The organism is Mesorhizobium sp. M0189 (genome assembly GCF_040322135.1).
Taxonomy (GTDB): domain Bacteria; phylum Pseudomonadota; class Alphaproteobacteria; order Rhizobiales; family Rhizobiaceae; genus Mesorhizobium.
In genome coordinates, this window is the sequence record NZ_JAMYSW010000006.1 from 280,770 (window position 1) to 299,674 (window position 18,905).

Sequence of the window (18,905 nt, forward strand, 5' to 3'; positions counted from 1 at the left end):
TTGCAAGCGCTATGTCGCTTCCGGACAAGAAAATGACGCATGCGTGGCGGATCGCGCAAAGCCGCAAGCATCGAGGCGAGAACCATGTTCGAAACGCGCAGCGGCGAAAAGCTTCTGGAAACCGACCCGGAAACGATGCCGCCGGATGGCCATGTCGTCTTCATCGGCCGCATCGCTTCGCCTTGGACGACACGGGAAACCTGCCCCAAAAACATGAGGGCCGCGCGGGAGACAGGACAGCCGGCGCACTTGGTCATCGACCCGCTCTACCGGGATGGCCTGCTTGGGCTGGAACGCGCCAGCCACGTGATCATCCTGTCCTGGCTGCACCATGCGCCGCGGCAACTGATTGTCCAGAAACCCCGCCATGCAGTTGAACCGAAGGGCGTCTTTTCACTGCGCTCCCCTGCCCGGCCGAACCCAATTGGGCTGCATGTAGCCAGGCTGGTTGCCGTCGACATCGATATCGGCCGCATCGATCTCGACGCCATCGACGTGCTCGACGGCACGCCGGTCATCGACATCAAGCCCTATTTCGCTTCGACCGATGCCTTCGCCGAGGCGACCATGGCCGGGCGGGACGAGTCACCCAGATCGGATGAGCAGTGAGCGCCCCGACCGGCCGCCGCCGCGCCATCGCCAAGGCACTGACAGCGCTCCTGCCGCTGGCGCCCTATGCCGACATGGAAAAGATCCGTGCCGATGCCGGCGCCGTGCATATGAAGACCTTGCCACCGAGCATTGCCGTATGGCTGGCGACAATAGCCCACATCCGCCATATGCACACCGACTACGAAAAGCTGCTGGCCGAAGGCTATGACCGCGATTCCGCGCGCTTCTTCGTCATCGAACAGACCAACATCGTGCTCACCCGCTGGCGCGCCACCCGCTTGCTCGACGATGGCGATGAGGCATAGAGCGATGCAAGCACACGCGTCGAGTTCTACGCTCTTCACCATTGTGATTGGCGAAATCCAGGGATGACAGCCAATCTCGAAAGTTGCAGGACTGAACGAGGCGCTAAACTAGCGTGCCAGCAAGCTCAAGGCAGTCGCGACGATGTCGGCGACCGGACGCGTGCCATCCAAGGTTATTGCCGCCTCGTCCGTCGCTGGCGCCTCCAGCGTGGCGAACTGGCTGTCGACCAGGCTTGCCGGCATGAAGTGGCCCTTGCGATTGCCGACGCGCCGCATCGCCGTTGCCGGGTCGATCTCCAAATAGACGAAAACGATATCCGGGCAAAAGCCGCGCAGGCGATCGCGATAGCTGCGCTTCAGCGCCGAGCAGGCGGCGACCACACGTTGCCCGCTTGCGATCGACGCGGCCATGCGCTGGCCGATCGCGTCGAGCCAGCCTGCGCGCAGCGCGTCGGTAAGCGGTTGTCCGCTCGCCATGCGCGCGACGTTTTCGGGCGGATGCAGCCTGTCGCCTTCGATAAAGAGGGCGCCCAATGCCGCTGCAAGCGCTTCGCCGACGACCGACTTGCCGCAGCCGGCAACGCCCATCACCACGATGGCGGGTATCGTTCGAACAGTGCTCGCCGGCTTATATGACACGTCGTTCCCGGTCATGCAGGTCAGCGGCTTGCCGGCGCGCGGCCATAGAGCAGCAGCATGGCGACGATGACGACGCCGTAGATGATCTGCCGCCCCGCCTCCGGCATCTGCATGACGGAAAGGATGGATTGCAGGAGCGTGATCAGGATGACGCCGGCGACGGTACCGAGATACGAGCCCCGTCCGCCGAGGATCGAGGTGCCGCCGAGCACCACGGCAGCGATCGACGGCAGCAGATAGGCATCGCCCATCGACTGTGCCGCCTTGGAGGCATAGCCGGCCAACAGCACGCCGCCGAAGGCCGAGAGCCCGCCCGAAACCGCAAAGGCGATCATCACCACGCGCCGTGTGTCGATGCCGGAAAGATAGGCGGCACGCTCGCGGTTGCCGATGCCGTAGACAGTGCGGCCGAAGCCGGTGCGGGTCAGCACGAACACCATTGCGGCGCCGATCAGCGCCCAGATGAGAACTGCGTTCGGCACGCCAGGAACGGCAAAGCCGGTCGCCAGATAGCGCATCGCACCGGTTGCCGAATCCTGCGGCGAGAAACCGCCCGTATAGACCACCATCAGCCCCTGCGCGACCGCGTTGGTGGCGAGCGTGATGATCATCGAGGGAATGCGCAGATAGGCGACGCCAATGCCGTTGACGATGCCGATCAGGACACCGCAGAAGATGCCGAACGGAATGGCAAGCGCCACGCCGACAGGGCCGTACGCGGCTGCGGCACAGGCCATCATGGCGCCGACCGCCACCGACCATGGCACCGACAGGTCGATCTGGCCGAGCAGGATGACCAGCATCATGCCGGTGGCGATGACGCCGAGAAACGAGGCCACCTTGAGCTGCTGCAACAGGTATTCAGGCGACAGGAAGCTGCGCGAATAGAGGCTGCCGAGGAAAAGCAGCAGCACGATACAAGCGAACGCCGTCAGCACCGCCGGGTCGGCGCGGCGGAGGAATTTCGGCATGCGGCCGGCGAGACCACTCACAGTCGTTTCGCTCACAGGAACCACTCCAGCCGGTTGCGGACCCGGAACAGGGCGAAGGCGCCGAGGCTGACCGCGATCAGCAGGATGACGCCCTGGAACAGAGGCTGCCAGAGCGGATCGAAATCGAAGACGAACAGCAGGTCGCCGATGGTGCGGAAGGCAAGCGCGCCGAAGATCGCGCCGATGGCGCTGCCCTTGCCGCCGAACAGCGACACGCCGCCAAGCACGACCGCGGCGATTGAAAACAGCGTATAGGCGTTGCCGCTCGCATAGGCCGCATCGCCGGTATAGGTGAAGAACGTCAGGAACAGCCCGCCGATCGCGGCAAGCAGCCCGGCAAGCGCATAGGCGGCGAACTTTCCACGCCGGATCGGCACGCCGGACATGTAGGCCGCCATCTCCGAGGAGCCGGCTGCATAAGCGGCGCGGCCGAGCACCGACCGGCTGAACGGCACCCAGACGACAAGCACGACCGCCACCAGCGCCACCAGGCTCGCCGGCACAATACCAAACAGGCGCCCGGTCAGCGCGTCGGCGAGCCCCTCATTGACCGAGCCGCCCGGAAACGGCCGCAGCAGCAGCGCGATGCCGAAATAGACCGCGCCGGTGGCGATGGTGGCGACGATCGGCTGCAGGCGCCCATAGATAACGATGGCGCCGTTGATTGCCCCGCACAGCAGCCCGGTGCCGAGCACGGCGATGACGCCGAAGGCGGTCTCGATGCCGGTGCCGACGACCAGCCACGACGCCAGGCAGTTGGTCAGCGTGAAGATCATGCCGACGGAGAGGTCGATGCCGGCGGTGATCACCACCAGCGTCTGCGCCATGGCGACGAAGGCGAGCAGCACGCCCTTGTTCGAAGCCGTCTGTACGACGTTGGCGGTGAAGCCCGCCGGATGGTTCGAGGTGTAGATGACGAACATGACGACGAAGATGCCGAACGCCAGCAGCGTTCCGCGCTGTTCGGCAAGCCAGTAGCGCCAATCCTTCACGCGTCCGCTCCTTGCTTTGGCATCTCTTCGTGAATGTTGAGCGCGCTGGCGATCAGCGCCCGCTCGGTGATTTCGGCGCCGACCAGTTCACGCTTCACCGCCCCGTCATAGAGCACCAGCACCCGGTCGCAGCAGCCGATCAGCTCGTCATAGTCGGTCGAATAGAACAGAATTGCCGCGCCCTGGTCGGCAAGCTTGCGCATCAACTGGTAAAGCTCCTGCTTGGTCCCGACATCGATGCCGCGTGTCGGGTCGTTGAGCAGGATGATCCGCGGCTGCCGCATCAGCCATTTGGCGATGACGACCTTCTGCTGGTTGCCGCCGGACAGCGCGCCGACCGGAATGTCGAGGCCGGCCGTCTTGATCGCCAGAAGACCGACTATGTCGTCGATCAGCCGCTGCTCGGAGGCGCGATCGATGATGCCGGCCCTGGACAGCCGGTCAAGGGCGGCGAAGGAGAGGTTTTCGCGCACCGTCATCGGCAGCATCAAGCCTTCGGTCTTGCGGTCCTCCGGGATCAGCGCCATGCCGATCCGGTCATCGCGCGCGGCGGCCGGGCTGGCGATCGCCACCGGCCTGCCGTCGATCAGGATTTGGCCCGACAGGCCGCGCAGCACACCGAAGAAGGCGAGCAGCAATTCGCGCTGGCCCTGGCCGTCGAGGCCGCCAAGCCCTACCACCTCGCCCGCCCCGACCGACAGCGAGACATCGTGCAGCCGATCCGTCCATGACAGGCTGCGCGCCTCGAGAACCGGCGCGGCTGTAGCAGCCGCCCGCGCGGGCTTGGGCGGAAAGATGTGGCTGTATTCGCGCCCGATCATCAGTTCGACGACCTCATTGTCGCTCTTGGTGCCGGCCGCATAGCTGGCGACATTGCGGCCATTGCGGAACACCGTGCACTGGTCGGCCAGCTCGGCGATCTCGTTCATGCGGTGCGATATGTAGAGCAGCGCCAGCCCTTCCGAACGCAACCGCTTCAACACGGCAAAAACCCTGGCGACGTCAGCGGCGGTCAGAGCCGAGGTCGCCTCGTCGAGGATCAGGATGCGTGGCTTGCGCGCCAGTGCCTTGGCGATCTCGACCATCTGCCTTCTTGAAAGAGGAAGATCCTTGACCAGCGCCAGTGGATGGATATCGGAGGCGCCGGCGCGAGCCAGGGCTTCTTCCGCAACGCGGCGCTGTGCCTTGCGGTCGATCATGCCGAAACGCTTGGGCGGATCGGAAATGGCGATGTTGTCAGCCACGCTGAGTTCGGGGACGAGCGACAGTTCCTGGAAGATGCACACGATGCCGGCCTGGTTGGCGGCGGCCGGCGAAGCGAAGGTCACTTCGCTTCCGTCCAGCATCATGCGGCCTTCGTCGGGCGCGACGACCCCCGCCATGACCTTGATCAGCGTCGATTTGCCGGCGCCGTTCTCGCCGAGAATGGCGTGGATGCTGCCTGGAGTGACCGACAGCTCGGCCTTTTCCAGCGCCCGCACGCCGCCATAGCGCTTGGATATGCCTTCCATGCGGAAGAGCGGAACCGCACCGTCCATCGGCCCTCCCCAGGCGCTTGGCAATCAGGATGTCGAGCGCCGACGCCGCGGGATTTCCCGCGGCGTCGGGCTGTTGGAGCTTACTGGTTTTCCTTGCTCTGGCCCATGATTTCCTGCGCCGTGAAATTGATGCCGCAGGTCGGGAAGGAATTGCCGACGAAGAAATTGTCGGACTGGTCGGGGAAGTAATCCTGGCCTGCCTTGAAGTTCGGATCCTCGACGATCGCCAGCGGCAGCTTGACCGCTTGCGGCACGACCTGGCCTTCAAGTGCCGCAATCGCTGTCTTGATGGCAACCGCAACCTGGGCCGGGCCGGTACCGGCCGACGAGCATTTCAGGCCGTCAGCGGCGAACTTGGCGCAGAATTTGCGGAAGCCATTCTCCGTCTCGCCGCCGAACGGCACGAACGGATGCTTGGCATCGATCATCGCCTGCACGATGCCGGTATCGCCGCCCTGCCCGGTAACGCCGTCGAAGGGACCATTGGTGGCAATGGCGTCGGCCGAAGCCTTTTGCGCAACGCCGTCATCCCATTTGCCAACGACCTCGGTGACATCCCACTTCTTGCCGGACGCGTCGAGAACCTCGTGGATGCCGTTGTGACGGTCGGTGTCGACGGACGTGCCGGCGACGCCGCGCACTTCCAGCACCTTGCCGCCGTTCGGCACATGCTTGACCAGCCAGTTGCCCCACAATTCGCCAAGGCCTTTCTGGTCGACATTGACGTTGATGGCATCCTTGGTGTCGAGGATGTTGTCGAAAGCGACCAGCACGACGCCGGCTTCCTTGGCCCGCTTGATGACAGGGCCGAATGCGGTCGGGTTCTGGGCGTTGACGACAATCGCGTCATAGCCGGAATCGATGAAATTGTTGATTGCCGAAATCTGGGCCGGCACGTCTTCGCCGGTCGAGACCACCTTGAATTCCTTGAGCTTGGCCGCGACCTCCGGCTGCGCCGCATAGGCCTTCGCCGTCTGCACCATCTGGATGCGCCACGTGTTGGCGATGTAGCCGTTGGCGAGAGCGATGCGGTACGGGCCGTCTTTTTTGGGGAACTTGAAGAACTGCGTATCGGCAGACCAGGGCGCGAAGCACTCAGGCTCGGCCGATGGCCCCTTGACGATTTCAGGATCGGCGATCGCCGACGAGCTCAGCATGACAAAAGCAGTGGCGGCAACGATACCGCCAACGAGTGACTTGATCATCGATATTCCTCCCAGTTGCAGTTTTGTTTGTTGTTACGTCGATGAATTTGCGCGTTCCCGGCCCGGCACCTCCCGCCTTACCCGTTGCGCGTTCAGGTGGCCGAATGCCGACCCGATTTCCTCCTTTATTGCCCGGCTAATCCCGCAAAAAACTATCATATTATACATAATAAACAAGCATGAGCTGTCGCTTATGTATAATAAACAGACTCCGCTCTTCGAGGCGAAATTCCGACCGTGGAAAGTGGTAGCGCTACCATGACGTTATGTAAAGCGCCATTTACATTGCGTTGAGCTCGCTTCAGCGCGCCGTGCTTTCACGTCGCTTGAGTTCGAAGCCGAGGTCGACGACCCGCTGCTCCGGCCTGTTGCCCTCGATAGCCGCAAGCGCCATAGCGACAGCCCGCCGGCCGATCTCGTAGCGATAGGTCCGAACGCTGGTGACCGACGGGAAAGCAACCTCCATCATGTCCAGATCGTTGAAGCCGACGATGCCGATCGTCTTCGGCACGGCGATCGAAGCGCGATGGCATTCGAACAGCACGCCAAGCGCGATATCGTCATTGTTGCAGAATACCGCGTCGAGGCTCGGCACCTTGGCCAGCGCGTCGCGGAACAATTCGCGGCCGAGTGTCACGCTGGAGGGCACCGGCGTCGTGGTGGTGAGCCTCGGATCGAACAGGCCGGCCGCCTCCATCGCCGCGCGATAGCCGGCAAGCCGCCGCTGCGAACGCGGATCCATGCGCGCGCCGATGAAGCCGATCCGGCGATAGCCCGCCTCGATCAGATGTTCCGCCGCCGCCTTGCCGCCCTCGAAATGTGAGAAACCGACCATCATGTCGACCGGATCGGGCCCGGTCTCCATCACCTGCACGACCGGACAGCCTGCCGTTTCCAGCAGTTTTCGCGAGGCCGGCGTCTGGTCGATGCCGGCCACGATCAGCGCGGCCGGGCGTTGCGGACCAAACACCTGCAGCAGCCGCTCTTCCTCGAGGCCGGAATAGTGGGTGTTGCCGAGCTGGATGCGGAAAGGGCCGTCCGACAGGCTGTCGTAGATGCCGCGCACCACTTCGGCAAAGACGTTGTTGGTAAGCGACGGTACCAGGACGCCAAACACCTCGGCGCGCGCCGACGCCAGCGCCCGCGCATTCGGGTCGGGCACATAGCCGAGCTCGTTCACCGCAGACTCGATCTGGCGGCGCAGATCTTCCGAGACGCGCCCCGGCTCACGCAAGGCGCGCGATACGGTAATGGCGCCGACGCCGGCCTTGCGGGCGACGTCGGCGATGGTCGGGCGGCCGCCGCCGCGGCGCGAGCGCGGCTTGATCACTATACTCGTCCCGACGCCGGGCAACCGCCCAGACGCGACCGTGAGACGATGTTCAGGGTCTTTGCCACTGCTGCCTTGCCAACCCGTTGCCACACCTTGTCTGGCGTCGCGCAGCCCTCGGCTATTGTCAAGCGACCGCCGGAGAGACTGTGCCCGTGTCGCCGTGCTTCAGGCCGTCACAGCAGCGCTCCACCGGGCCTTCCACAGCAGCAGCACCATGGCCAAAATGTTCAGCAGGTTCCAGGCAATGCCGTTGAGGAACGCGGCGGCATACGAACCGGTCAAATCGTAGATCCAGCCCGACATCCAGCCGCCGATTGCCATGCCGAAGATGGTCGCCATCATGACGATGCCGACGCGCTGGCCAGCCTCTTTGGCAGGCATATATTCGCGCACGATGATCGCATAACAGGGCACGATGCCGCCCTGCGACAGGCCGAAGACCAGCGAGACGACATAAAGCGAGGCAAGCCCGTCGAACGGGATGTAGAACAACAGCGACAGGCATTGCAGCACCGAGCCGATCAGCAGGGTTTTGACGCCGCCGATGCGATCGGCAAGGAAGCCCGAGCCAAGCCGACTGACGACGCCCGCCGCCAGCATGATCGACAGCATATCGGCGCCATGCGCCACGCCGTAGCCGAGATCCATGCAGTAGGCGACGATATGGACTTGCGGCATCGACATCGCCACGCAGCAGCCGAGTCCGGCGACGATGAGCAGCGCCTGCAAGGCCGCCGGCGACAGCGAGATCGGCTGGACCACGCGGCTGCCCGGCGATCCGGGAGCCGCGTGGGGCGGTGCGCCGCGCCGGAGCAGCAGGATCAGCGGCACCATGGTGACCAGGCAGACGACGCCGATCGCGGCATAGGTGAAGCGCCAGCCTTCGGTCTGCATGACATAGGGCATCGCCGTCGGCCAGATCGCTCCGGCGAGATAGTTGCCGGACGCGGCAGCCGTCACCGCAACGCCGCGGCGCCGGTTGAACCAGTGCGAGATGTCGGCAATCAGCGGCCCGAAGATCGCCGACGAGCCGACGCCGATCAACAGGCCCTGGACGAGGGTGAACTGCAGGATCGAACTGGTCAGCGACGCCAGCAGGAAGCCGGCGCCAAGTGTAATCGCGGCAATCAGCGCCGGAACCCAATACCCCACGCGGTCGATGGCGCGGCCGAACAGCACATTGCCGGCGGCAAAGCCGACCATGGTCGCAGTATAGGGCATCGAGGCAGCGGCGCGATCGACGCCGAATTCTGCCTGCACGGCGGGCAGCACCACGACCACCGCCCACATGCCGACCCCGCCTATGGTTGCCAGCAGCATCGAGACGCCGAGCCGTATCCAGGCATAGGCACTGTCGATGCCGGAACTTGCTGCCTGGTTTGAGACGATGGGGGTCAAGAACGTTTCCTGTCCGCAGTTCTTAAATCGGCGGTTCTGACCACTATCAGCGCATTCGCATCGCGGAGCAGCGCCACGACGGGCCAATCCGTGGCTCCAGGGATGCGGGCCGAAGTGGAACAGTGGCGCACCATAGGGCGTTTTCTTTTCGAACGAGCTTGTGGAAGGAGTTTGCCATGACCGCGCAACGGAAATGGTCTGCCGACGTCACCGAGCATAGCGACGCGCTGGATCTCGAGGAGCACATCTTCGAATCCCACGATCCGAGGAAGATCGCCGCCTCGCTGAGGCGGTCGGCCGAGCACAGCGACCGGCGCAAGGCGGGGCCGTTTCAATCCGCCATGTCGATGCTGAATTTCTACATCAACCGCGCCGGCAAGAACCTGCCGGCGGCGCAGAAGAAAGTGCTGGAGGACGCAAAGGACGAACTGCGCGTCCTTTTTGGCCGCCCAAAGGAAGACTAGAATCGGTCACTATTGATTGGTTCTGCCAAATCAGGCTGAACTGGACCTAGTGACAGGGCCTCTTTGTCGCCAGTCTGCAGGCTGGCTTGCATTCGCAAGCCTGCAAAAGCCTGGCGTCATGACGGTCAAGATCGGCATCAATCCCATCACCTGGAGCAATGACGACGTCCCGGCGCTTGGCGGCGACACGCCGCTGCAGACCTGCCTGTCCGAAACCGCACAGGCCGGTTATCGCGGCACCGAGCTCGGCGGGAAATTTCCGCGCCAGGCTGAGGTGCTTGGGCCGCTCCTGTCCTCCTATGGCCTGGAACTCGTCTCCGGCTGGTATGATGGCCGCATCCTCGACCGCACGGTCGAAGAGGAATTCGCGGCGATTACCCCGCATCTGGCGTTGCTGCGCGACCTCGGCGCCAAGATCGTCGTCTACGCCGACACCTCGCGCGGTCGCCATGACGGCATTTTCGCACCGATCTCCGAGCGTCCGCGCCTCGGCGACGGCGACTGGCGGGCCTATGGCGAGAAACTGACCGCCCTCGCCACCCGCATGGCCGCATTCGGGGTCGGCATGGCCTTCCACCACCACATGGGCACCATCGTCGAGACGGACGATGAAGTCGACAGGCTGATGGCGGCGACGGGGCACAGCGTCGGACTGTTGTTCGATACTGGCCACTGCCTGTTTTCGGGCGGCGACCCGCAATCGCTGTTGCAGCGGCATCTCGATCGTATCGTGCATTTCCATTGCAAGGATGTTCGCAGGGCGGTCCTGGAAAAGGCACGCCGCGAGGACATGAGCTTCATGGCGGCGGTAGTGGACGGCATTTTTACCGTGCCCGGCGATGGCTCGGTCGATTTCCTGTCATTGCTGAAACCCCTCGCCGCGCGCGGCTATGAGGGTTGGATCGTTGTCGAGGCTGAGCAGGATCCGGCCAAGGCGCATCCGCTGACCTATGCCAGCAAGGGCTATTTCTCGCTGCTCGCCACCGCCCGGCAGGCCGGCTTCGAAGTGGCAACGCGGCAGGCAAACTGACCGGCCCGCATTGCGAGCCGGAGGAACATAATGGGCGCGCGCCTCGATGGGGTTAGCGACGCGAATGCGCCCGGCGATCCGCGCCGCCTTGCTCCCTGCGCGGCGCGGATCGCAGAATCCCGGCTCTGGATTTCAAACCCCGACGTTCGAGCTTGAGGCCGGCCGGAAGCCGTGCCTTGATGCAACCGAGGAGGAGCGACATGGCTTTCGAAGCTGCGCTTGGCATGGAACGGCTTTGCACCATCCGGGAGATTGCCGAGAAGGCGGAACTTGGCGCCGCCACCGTTCATCGCGCGCTGAAGAACAGCCGCGAGGTCCACCCCGAAACCAGGCGACTGGTGCTTGATACCGTCTGTCGGCTCAACGAGGAAAAGATCGCCCGCGCCGCCCGGTTCGTCGGGGAATAGTGCCTTGGCCGACCACATGCGCCTTTCCCTCGACATCATGTCGGTCGACCGCGCTTCGGAAGAACCGATGCATCGTCAGATCTACGGCGCCTTGCGACGCTTCATCCTTGACGGCCAAATCCCGCAGAACACGCTGCTGCCGTCGACGCGCTCGCTGGCCGAAGACCTCAAGGTCGGGCGCAACACGGTCATCGCCGCCTATGACCAGCTCCTTGCCGAAGGTTTTATCGAGGCGCGCGCCGGATCGGGCACCTGGGTAGCGCCGATCCAGCAGAACCGTCCCTTGGCATCGCTGCGCGCCGGACTGGCAGCGCCGCAAAAACTGTCGCGGCGCGGCCAGACCATCGTCAACGGCCCGCAACCGCCGCGTAATGCCGGCGTCATCAATTTCCATCCCGGCGTGCCTGAAACGGCGTCGTTTCCATTCACCATCTGGTCAAGCCTTCTGGTGCGCAATGCACGCAGCCGCGACGAGAGCCTGCTTGGTTATCTCTCCTTTGCCGGCCACCCCGGCCTGCGTCAGGCCATTGCCTCGACCATCGGCCTGTCGCGCGGCATCAGCTGCACCGCCGACCAGGTGATCATCGTCACCGGTGCGCAGGCAGCGCTCGATCTCGTCTCGCGCGTGCTGATGGACGAAGGCGACCATGTCTGGATGGAGGAGCCCGGCTATCTCGGCGCCAAGAGCGCCTTTCTCGCCAGCGGCGCCAGGCTGGCACCGTTGAAGGTCGACCGGCGCGGTTGGCATCTTGCCGATCCGGAGCTGCCGCCGCCGCGGCTGATCTATGTGACGCCATCCTGCCAATGGCCGTTCGGCACCATCATGCGCATCGAGGAGCGATTGCAGTTGCTCGACATCGCCGAACGCAACGGCGCCTGGATCGTCGAGGATGACTATGACGGCGAATACCGGTTCCGCGGCCGGCCGGTGCCGGCGCTGCGCGGGCTCGATCATGCCGACCGCGTCGTCTATATCGGCAGCTTCGGCAAGACGCTGATCCCGGCGCTGCGCATCGGCTATCTGATCGTGCCGCGCGAACTGTCGGTGCCGTTCGACCGGGCGGTGAGCATCACCGGCCAGTTCGCGCCGCTGATCCTGCAGGCAACGGTCAACGATTTCATCACGCAGGGCTATTTCGCCACGCACCTCAAACGCATGCGCCGGCTCTATGCGCGCCGGCAGGCGAACTTCGTCAAGCTGTGCCAGGAGCATCTGGCGGAATGGCTGACCGTCACGGAAAACGATTCCGGCATGCAGCTGCTGGCGAGCTTCGTCAGGCCCTACAAGGACAGCGACGTGGTCGCCGCCGCCGTCAAGGAGGGGCTCGACGTCCAGGGCATCTCGATCAACTACCATTCCACAGAACCCGAGCACGGCCTGCTGCTCGGCTATGCGGCAATGGACGAACGCCAGATCCTGCGCGCGGTGCTGGCGCTGCGCGCCGCGTTCCTAAGGTTGGACAGAAGCTAGAGCCAGGCTTCCCCAATCCGGGCTTTCCGGCGCCGGCGCATGTTGCCTGGCAAGATCGGGAATCCCTAGGATCCCGGCTAGCGACGCCGATGCAGCCAAGGCAGCGCCCGCTTCAATCTCTTGGGGCGAAGAGATCGCCCCCATGGATCAGCCGCGCGCGCTTACCCTACTGCTTGATCTCGGGTTCGACGAGCTTCGCCAGATTTCGCAGCGACTCCTGCCAGCCGAGATAGCAGGCCTCAACCGGGATGGCGTCTGGAATACCGGCCTGCGTGATATTCACATCGGTGCCGACCGACACTTTCTTCAATGTCACAGTCACCTCGATCTCGCCGGGCAGGTTGGGGTCGTCGAACCGGTCGGTGTAGCGCAGCTGCTCATTGGGCACGAGCTCGACATATTCGCCGCCGAACGAGTGGCTGTCGCCGGTGGTGAAGTTGCGGAAGGACATTTTGAACGTACCGCCGACTTTCGCCTCGAAGTGATGAACCGTGCAGGTGAAGCCGTTCGGCGGAAGCCATTTCGCAAGTGCATCCGCTTCGAGGAACGCGCGGTAGACTTTCTCCGGGCTGGTTGTCAGAACGCGGTGCAGACGTACGGTGCCGGGCATATCGTTAATCCTCCGTGTTGGTGATCGATGCCCCTAGGACGAGCGGGAGCCCGGCCTATCCGACACGGGCCTGCGGATTTTTTGACGACCGGTTATGCCGGCCGGAATCCTCGCCCGGCCGCCGGACAAGGAACTCGGCCGCAGGGTAGCAAACCGCGTCGGAACTGGTCTAGTTCACACTGTCGAACTTCTGCAGATCAACCGGTGCCGCTTTGCGCAATTCGACATCATCCAGCGAAGCATTTTCCAGCGCCACCCGCGCCGCCGCGTCGATGTTGTGGATCATGTCCTGAATATCGGTATCGTCATGCGCCGGGTTCATGGCGATCATCACCGTGCGATTGAGGATGTCGAGCGAGCGCTTGCCGAGGTCGTCGGCGTAATCCAGCCGCAGGCCCTGGTTCTCGGGCAATGCATAAGGATTGAGCGCCGGATGATGCGCCCCTTCATGCATCAGCACCTGGTCCCACTGGGTGAAATTGTGACGGCCGGTCTTGCCGGCAACGACGCTCGGAATGGTCTTCGAAAAAGTCTGCGCCGCCTGCTCGCTCGGCAGTAGGTACATCACCTGTGCGGCGCAATCGTCGTCCGGGCTGTTCATCGGCGACGGTGTCAGACCGAGATTGCCGAGATGGCGGGTGCCGGCCAGCACCATCTTCTTCTCGGCGCGCATCGCCTCGATGATGCCGTCCAGTCGATCGAGTTGGACGTTGAGCATCGCCCCCATCAGTTCGGAAGCACGCGCGCCGATGCCGGCGAAGGGTTTGATGCTGTCGCTTCTGCCCTGCCAGTAGAAATGGCAAGGGTCGATGGCGCAGCGCGCCCGCTCCGCCACTTTCGGGTCGCTGGTGGCAATGCCGCCGCCCTCGCCCGAGGTCATGTTCTTGAAGTAGTTGAAGGAATAGGCGCCGGCATGGCCGATCGAGCCGAGCTTGCGGCCCTCATAGCCGCCGCCGATGCCTTGGCAGACATCCTCGAGCACCAGCAAGCCGCGCTTGGCAGCAATGTCCATGATCGCATTCATGTTGCAGGCCGCGCCCCACATATGCACCGGGATGACCGCCCTGGTGCGCGGCCCGATGGCATCGCGCAAGGCGACGGGATCGATGGTCAGGCTCTCGTCGATGTCGACGATGACGGGAATGGCCCCGACCGACAGCACCGCGGTCGCTGTCGCCATATAGGTGTGCGCGGGCACCAGGACCTCGTCCCCCGGACCGATGCCGAGCCCGATCAGGCCGGCCGCGAGCCCATAGGTGCCGCTGGCGGCCAGTGCGAAATGCTCGACGCCAAGATGCTGCGCATAGCGGGCCTCGAAGCGGTCGCATTCGCTGTCCTTGCCGTAACGAAACAGCGCGCCCGAGCGGATCACCCTGGCAATGGCTTCGATTTCCTCTTCGCCGGCGGTGTACATGGCAGGCCTCCAAGTTACTTGGTAGTTTGGGTCACTTGGTAATGTGGGTCGCTTGATGGTGTGGACAGCTGTAGGCTTGTCGGCACAGTTTGGAAGAACCACTCCGCCGCTATTCGACCAAGCCATCTGCGCCCGGAAGACGGTTCCTATGAGTGGTTTTGAACCCTGATTGGGGAAATCGGCAGCTAAGTGTCTCAGCCGGCAGGCAAATCGTACCCATCCGAATTCGCCAAAGTGGCCCTGTCGGAAAGCCAGCTTTCGGCGTTCCATTCCGGCCAGTTGGGCAAACGGTTGGTTCCATGAAATACGGGACACACTTTGGAAGACCCTCGAGACCGGCGCGCCGGCGGAAAGGCTGACATTCGTGAACGCCACCGGCTCCAGCAAACGGATCGTGCTCCACGAGGACGATGTCGGCATGTGCCACGGCGCCAACAGCGCCTTTCTCGAATTGAACGGGCTAGGTGTCTGCAGTTCCGGCGCGGTGATGGTGCCGTGCCCGTGGTTCCTCGAAATGGCCGAAAGCGCCGCAGCCAATCCTGGCCTTGACCTTGGCGTCCACCTGACGCTGAACAGCGAGAAACAGCACTACAAATGGCGGCCGCTGACCGCGCCGTCGCGGGCGGCCGGCCTGACCGACGAGTTCGGCTTCTTATGGCCCGACGTGGCGACCACGCGCCGCAAGGCGGTGCCGCAGGCGATCGAGGCCGAGCTTCGCGCCCAGATCGACACCGCCTATCGCGCCGGCATCGACGTCACCCACCTCGACGCGCATATGGGCGCGGCATTGTCGCCCGAATTTTGCGACATATACATCAAGCTCGGGCTGGAATATCAGCTGCCCGTGCTGTTGACCAAGACGCTGTCCGCCTATTCCCCCAACGACAATCTGGTCGGCGTCACCGAGGAGGCGTTCCAGCGCGGCGTGGCGCTAGCCCGCGCCGGCGGCCTTGCCATTTTCGACGCCGCCATCCAGACGACCTGGGGCCGGCCGCGTTCCAGGCCGATCGAGCCCGCTTACAAAGCGCTCATCGAGGGTGTGCGCGAGGGCCTGACTTTCTTTTGCCTGCATTGCAACGCGCCCGGTGAACTCGAGCTGATCGAGCCGCGCTCCGCCTATATCCGCACCGAAGAGTACGAGCTGTTCTGCGACCAGGGCTTTCGCGACTGGCTCGCCGCACAGCCGATCGATGTCATCGGCATGAAGCCGTTGCGCGAGGAGCTTCGCGCAGCACTCTCGGCCGGGCGATCGTCAACATCAGCCCGCGGCAACAACGCGGGCGAACAGCGATTGACGTCGGCAAAGGCCCGCAAAGCGGCCACCCGATCCGCGACGTGAGCCGATCGTCGCGGCCGGAAAACGGCGCCAGAGGGATTGGAACTGCAACGACAAATGGGAGAATAAGATGAAAACTCTTCTGAAAGCGGCATTGGGCGCCTTCGTCACGGCGGGCCTGATGACAGGCATTGCATATGCCGCGGGCCTCAAGGATCCGAAGGACGTCCACATCACGTTCGTCGTGCATGGGTCGGCGTCCGATCCCTATTGGTCGGTGGTCAAGCGCGGCGTCGATGACGCGGCCGCCCTCACCGGCGCCAAGGTCGAATATTACGCGCCGCAGGTCTTCGACGTGGTCGAGCAGGCCCGGCTTCTGGACGCCGCCATCGCCACCAAGCCGGACGGCATCGCGGTCTCCATCGCCGACGCCAATGCACTCGGCAAATCCGTCAAATCCGGGCTTGCCGCCAATATTCCGATGGTGGTTCTGGATTCCGGCGAGAAGGAAGGCGCCGAGCTCGGCACCACGCTCTATGTCGGCACCGTTTCCGAATATGATTCCGGCAAGAAGGCCGGCGAGCGGCTGGCCAAGGAAGGCACGCTCAAGGTCGTCTGCATCAACCACGAGGTCGGCAATGTCAGCCTCGACCAGCGCTGCCAGGGCCTCAATGACGGGCTGAAGCCATCCGGCGGCGGCACCGAGGTTCTGGCCGTGGCGCCAGATCCGGCCGACATCCAGCGCCGCACCGAAGCCTATCTGTCGGCGCATCCCGACACCCAAGCCGTCTTTGCGCTTGGTGCCACCGCCGCCAATCCGCTGATCCCGATGTTCCGCGACAAGGAACTGTTCGGCAAGCTCAAGCTCTACACTTTCGACATCAGCCCGGAGGTCCTCGACTCTGTCGTCGCCGGCGAAATGGGCTTCGGTATGGATGCCCAGCAATATCTGATGGGCTATCTGCCGGTGATCTATCTGGTCGAGCAGGCGACGCACGGCTTCTGGCCGCAGAACAACGCCTATACCGGGCCGCTGTTCATCGACTCGCCCGAAAAAGCCAAGGCGATCCTGGCCCTCGCCAAAGAGGGCATCCGCTAGGCCAGCACTCCGACGGAACGGGAGAATGCGCCAGGCGCTCTCCCGATCCGTTCGAAGATTGCGAATTGAGCGATTGGAGAGCCTAATGGCGGTCGTGGAAGACAAGGCGATACCTCCGGGCGAACTGAAGGCGACCGACCGCTTCGGCATGACGTCGAAGCGGGCCGCCGGCGCCGACGAGCGGCTGGCCAGCACCGGCAAGCTGACCCAGTGGCTGCGCCGGCCGGAAGCCGGTGCTGCCGGCGGGCTGCTTGCGACGATCATCATCTTTGCGCTGCTGCCGGGCGCGGCGAACCTCTATTCGCTGCAGGGGTCGATGACCTTCCTGACGCTGTCGGCGGAGCTCGGCATCGTCGCCACGGCAGCAGCACTTCTCATCATCGCCGGCGAGTTCGACCTTTCGGTTGGCTCCATGGTCGGCTTTGCCGGTGTCGTCATCGGGCTAACTGTGAAGTACTGGGGCCTGCCGCTATGGGGCGGCATCGCCTGTGCCTTCGCCGTTGCCATCCTCACCGGCTATCTCAACGGCCTGATCGTGGTGAAGACGCGCCTGCCCTCCTTCATCGTCACGCTCGCCACGCTCTATATCCTGCGCGGACTGTCGATCGGCATCACCCGCGCCGTCACCGGCCGCACCCAAATTCCCTACATCCTCGAAGGCGTACCGGACCCGGCGACGGCCGGCATTTTCAACGGCCATCTGCTCACCGGCCTGTTCCACTGGATGGGCGCGCAAGGCTGGATCGGCACCCGCAGCGACGGCATTCCCTTCGTCGCCGGCATTCCGATGTCGATCGTCTGGTGGCTTGGCCTGACGGCGCTGGCCGGCTACGTGCTCACCCAGACGAAATACGGCAACTGGATTTTCGCTACCGGCGGCGACCTGATCGCCGCCCGCAACGTCGGCGTGCCGGTCGATCGCGTCAAGATCAGCCTGTTCATCTACACCGCTTGCGCGGCGACGCTGCTTGCCACCATCCAGGTGATGGAGGCGGGCTCCGCCGACACCACGCGCGGCCTGCTCAAGGAGTTCGAGGCGATCATCGCCGCCGTCATCGGCGGCGTGCTGCTCACCGGCGGCTACGGCACAGTCTATGGTGTGCTGTTCGGCGCGCTGATCTTCGGGCTGGTGCAGATGGGCATCTTCTACACCGGCATCGACACCGACTGGTTCAAGGTCTTCCTCGGCATCGTCATCCTGATGGCCGTGCTGGTCAACAACTACATCAGGCTGAAGGCGCTCGGCCGCGGAGGTGGCAAATGACCGAGCGGGCCCAAATGAGCGAACCCGCAATGGAACTGCGCGGCGTCAGCGTCAATTTCGGCTCGGTGCGCGCGCTCCAGGACATCGACATCAAGGTCTATCCGGGCGAGGTCCACTGCCTGCTCGGCGACAACGGCGCCGGCAAGTCGACGCTGATCAAGGTTCTGTCCGGCGTCTACCGGCCGAGCAAAGGCGAAATCCTGGTCGACGGCAAGCCGGTCACCTTCCGCAGCCCGCGCGACGCGCAGGAGCTCGGCGTGGCAACGGTGTTCCAGGACCTCGGCATGATCTCGCTGATGTCGATCACCCGCAACTTCTTCCTCGGCCGCGAGCCGACCAAAAGCAGCCTGCCCTTCTCGCGCATCGACAAGGAGCGCGCCAACACCATCGCCAGGCAGGCGATGGCCGATATCGGCATCGATGTGCGCGACCCGACGCAAGCCGTCGGCACGCTGTCGGGCGGCGAGCGCCAGTCGGTGGCGATCGCCCGCGCCGTGCATTTTGGCGCGCGCGTGCTGATCCTCGACGAGCCGACCTCCGCACTCGGCGTCCACCAGGCGGCGATGGTGCTGAAGTTCATCATCGAAGCACGGATGCGCGGCCTGGCAGTGATCTTCATCAGCCACAACATCCACCATGCCTATCCGGTCGGCGACACCTTCACTTTGCTCAACCGCGGCCGCAATCGCGGTACCTACGCCAAATCGGACATCTCGCGCGACGAGGTCATCTCGATCATGTCGGGCGGCGAGGATCTGAAAGCGGTCGAGGCGGAGATCGCCGGCCTGCTCGCCCAGATCGGCAGCCGGCCGCCTGCGGCGCCTTGAGCTGACAATCGGACATTGCGGGGAATGAT

The 18,905-nt window shown here is 64.0% G+C and carries 19 protein-coding genes; 10 read left to right on the top strand and 9 right to left on the bottom strand.

Going from position 1 to position 18,905, the window contains the following annotated elements; translation table 11 throughout:
• The first annotated feature begins 84 nt into the window (after positions 1-84).
• Positions 85-609, top strand: coding sequence for a tRNA (N6-threonylcarbamoyladenosine(37)-N6)-methyltransferase TrmO (gene tsaA / locus NKJ09_RS14635; RefSeq protein WP_352495781.1), 525 nt, complete (start codon positions 85-87; stop codon positions 607-609).
• Entirely contained in the window at positions 606-917 is a 312-nt protein-coding gene (locus tag NKJ09_RS14640) for a DUF2293 domain-containing protein (protein WP_352481556.1), read from the top strand. The genes tsaA and NKJ09_RS14640 overlap by 4 nt, the downstream gene beginning before the upstream one ends.
• 108 nt (positions 918-1,025) lie before the next feature.
• On the opposite strand, the gene NKJ09_RS14645 is transcribed toward NKJ09_RS14640, so the two are convergent.
• The 7 genes from NKJ09_RS14645 to NKJ09_RS14675 form a co-directional block, all read right to left on the bottom strand.
• Complete coding sequence (locus NKJ09_RS14645; RefSeq protein WP_352495780.1) at positions 1,026-1,571, bottom strand: gluconokinase; 546 nt, start codon at positions 1,569-1,571, stop codon at positions 1,026-1,028.
• 5 nt (positions 1,572-1,576) lie between these two features.
• Positions 1,577-2,563 carry an ABC transporter permease gene (locus NKJ09_RS14650; RefSeq protein WP_352495779.1) on the bottom strand — a complete coding sequence of 329 codons (987 nt, stop codon included), beginning with the start codon at positions 2,561-2,563 and terminating at the stop codon, positions 1,577-1,579.
• The gene (locus NKJ09_RS14655; protein WP_023721232.1) at positions 2,560-3,540 is read right to left on the bottom strand and encodes an ABC transporter permease; all 981 of its coding nucleotides are present in this window, start codon (positions 3,538-3,540) and stop codon (positions 2,560-2,562) included. The genes NKJ09_RS14650 and NKJ09_RS14655 overlap by 4 nt, the downstream gene beginning before the upstream one ends.
• Positions 3,537-5,078 (bottom strand): sugar ABC transporter ATP-binding protein, encoded by a 1,542-nt coding sequence (locus NKJ09_RS14660; protein ID WP_352495778.1) that lies wholly within the window; start codon positions 5,076-5,078, stop codon positions 3,537-3,539. The genes NKJ09_RS14655 and NKJ09_RS14660 overlap by 4 nt, the downstream gene beginning before the upstream one ends.
• 80 nt (positions 5,079-5,158) lie before the next feature.
• Complete coding sequence (locus NKJ09_RS14665; protein WP_352481560.1) at positions 5,159-6,283, bottom strand: sugar ABC transporter substrate-binding protein; 1,125 nt, start codon at positions 6,281-6,283, stop codon at positions 5,159-5,161.
• A gap of 301 nt (positions 6,284-6,584) precedes the next feature.
• Positions 6,585-7,613, bottom strand: a complete 1,029-nt coding sequence (gene gntR, locus NKJ09_RS14670) for an HTH-type transcriptional regulator GntR (RefSeq protein WP_352481561.1) — start codon at positions 7,611-7,613, stop codon at positions 6,585-6,587.
• Positions 7,614-7,781: 168 nt separating this feature from the next.
• Positions 7,782-9,014, bottom strand: coding sequence for an MFS transporter (locus tag NKJ09_RS14675; protein WP_352495777.1), 1,233 nt, complete (start codon positions 9,012-9,014; stop codon positions 7,782-7,784).
• 176 nt (positions 9,015-9,190) lie between these two features.
• Here NKJ09_RS14675 and NKJ09_RS14680 point away from each other — a divergent pair, with 176 nt between their 5' ends.
• The 4 genes from NKJ09_RS14680 (at position 9,191) to mocR (ending at position 12,386) form a co-directional block, all read left to right on the top strand.
• Complete coding sequence (locus NKJ09_RS14680) at positions 9,191-9,478, top strand: DUF3175 domain-containing protein (protein ID WP_352481563.1); 288 nt, start codon at positions 9,191-9,193, stop codon at positions 9,476-9,478.
• Between the two features lie 118 nt (positions 9,479-9,596).
• Positions 9,597-10,508 (top strand): myo-inosose-2 dehydratase, encoded by a 912-nt coding sequence (iolE, locus tag NKJ09_RS14685; protein WP_352481564.1) that lies wholly within the window; start codon positions 9,597-9,599, stop codon positions 10,506-10,508.
• A gap of 200 nt (positions 10,509-10,708) precedes the next feature.
• Positions 10,709-10,915: a LacI family DNA-binding transcriptional regulator gene (locus NKJ09_RS14690; protein ID WP_352481565.1), complete on the top strand. Its 207-nt coding sequence runs from the start codon at positions 10,709-10,711 to the stop codon at positions 10,913-10,915.
• Positions 10,916-10,919: 4 nt separating this feature from the next.
• On the top strand, positions 10,920-12,386 hold the full coding sequence (gene mocR / locus NKJ09_RS14695; protein WP_245274662.1) for a rhizopine catabolism transcriptional regulator MocR: 1,467 nt from the start codon (positions 10,920-10,922) through the stop codon (positions 12,384-12,386).
• A gap of 166 nt (positions 12,387-12,552) precedes the next feature.
• Here mocR and NKJ09_RS14700 read toward each other — a convergent pair whose 3' ends face one another.
• Both NKJ09_RS14700 and NKJ09_RS14705 read right to left on the bottom strand, forming a co-directional pair.
• Positions 12,553-12,996, bottom strand: coding sequence for an SRPBCC family protein (locus tag NKJ09_RS14700; protein WP_352495776.1), 444 nt, complete (start codon positions 12,994-12,996; stop codon positions 12,553-12,555).
• Positions 12,997-13,165: 169 nt separating this feature from the next.
• A complete protein-coding gene (locus tag NKJ09_RS14705) occupies positions 13,166-14,410 on the bottom strand; it encodes a DegT/DnrJ/EryC1/StrS family aminotransferase (RefSeq protein ID WP_023721241.1) in 1,245 nt (414 codons plus the stop codon).
• Between the two features lie 364 nt (positions 14,411-14,774).
• Between NKJ09_RS14705 and NKJ09_RS14710 the strand changes: the two genes are divergently transcribed.
• The 4 genes from NKJ09_RS14710 (at position 14,775) to NKJ09_RS14725 (ending at position 18,876) form a co-directional block, all read left to right on the top strand.
• Positions 14,775-15,749: a polysaccharide deacetylase family protein gene (locus NKJ09_RS14710; protein WP_352495774.1), complete on the top strand. Its 975-nt coding sequence runs from the start codon at positions 14,775-14,777 to the stop codon at positions 15,747-15,749.
• Between the two features lie 67 nt (positions 15,750-15,816).
• Positions 15,817-16,785, top strand: coding sequence for a rhizopine catabolism ABC transporter substrate-binding protein (locus NKJ09_RS14715; RefSeq protein ID WP_023721243.1), 969 nt, complete (start codon positions 15,817-15,819; stop codon positions 16,783-16,785).
• 148 nt (positions 16,786-16,933) lie between these two features.
• Positions 16,934-18,049 (top strand): ABC transporter permease, encoded by a 1,116-nt coding sequence (locus tag NKJ09_RS14720; protein WP_352495787.1) that lies wholly within the window; start codon positions 16,934-16,936, stop codon positions 18,047-18,049.
• A gap of 14 nt (positions 18,050-18,063) precedes the next feature.
• Positions 18,064-18,876: an ATP-binding cassette domain-containing protein gene (locus tag NKJ09_RS14725; protein ID WP_352515720.1), complete on the top strand. Its 813-nt coding sequence runs from the start codon at positions 18,064-18,066 to the stop codon at positions 18,874-18,876.
• Positions 18,877-18,905: the final 29 nt, after the last annotated feature.

What these genes read in the sequence shown, in the direction of transcription:
- tsaA (WP_352495781.1), top strand. Translation starts at nt 85, where the DNA reads ATGTTCGAAACGCGCAGCGGCGAAAAGCTTCTGGAAACCGACCCGGAA.
- NKJ09_RS14645 (WP_352495780.1), bottom strand. Translation starts at nt 1,571, where the DNA reads ATGACCGGGAACGACGTGTCATATAAGCCGGCGAGCACTGTTCGAACG.
- NKJ09_RS14660 (WP_352495778.1), bottom strand. Translation starts at nt 5,078, where the DNA reads ATGGACGGTGCGGTTCCGCTCTTCCGCATGGAAGGCATATCCAAGCGC.
- NKJ09_RS14665 (WP_352481560.1), bottom strand. Translation starts at nt 6,283, where the DNA reads ATGATCAAGTCACTCGTTGGCGGTATCGTTGCCGCCACTGCTTTTGTC.
- NKJ09_RS14680 (WP_352481563.1), top strand. Translation starts at nt 9,191, where the DNA reads ATGACCGCGCAACGGAAATGGTCTGCCGACGTCACCGAGCATAGCGAC.
- iolE (WP_352481564.1), top strand. Translation starts at nt 9,597, where the DNA reads ATGACGGTCAAGATCGGCATCAATCCCATCACCTGGAGCAATGACGAC.
- NKJ09_RS14690 (WP_352481565.1), top strand. Translation starts at nt 10,709, where the DNA reads ATGGCTTTCGAAGCTGCGCTTGGCATGGAACGGCTTTGCACCATCCGG.
- NKJ09_RS14700 (WP_352495776.1), bottom strand. Translation starts at nt 12,996, where the DNA reads ATGCCCGGCACCGTACGTCTGCACCGCGTTCTGACAACCAGCCCGGAG.
- NKJ09_RS14705 (WP_023721241.1), bottom strand. Translation starts at nt 14,410, where the DNA reads ATGTACACCGCCGGCGAAGAGGAAATCGAAGCCATTGCCAGGGTGATC.
- NKJ09_RS14715 (WP_023721243.1), top strand. Translation starts at nt 15,817, where the DNA reads ATGAAAACTCTTCTGAAAGCGGCATTGGGCGCCTTCGTCACGGCGGGC.
- NKJ09_RS14720 (WP_352495787.1), top strand. Translation starts at nt 16,934, where the DNA reads ATGACGTCGAAGCGGGCCGCCGGCGCCGACGAGCGGCTGGCCAGCACC.
- NKJ09_RS14725 (WP_352515720.1), top strand. Translation starts at nt 18,064, where the DNA reads ATGAGCGAACCCGCAATGGAACTGCGCGGCGTCAGCGTCAATTTCGGC.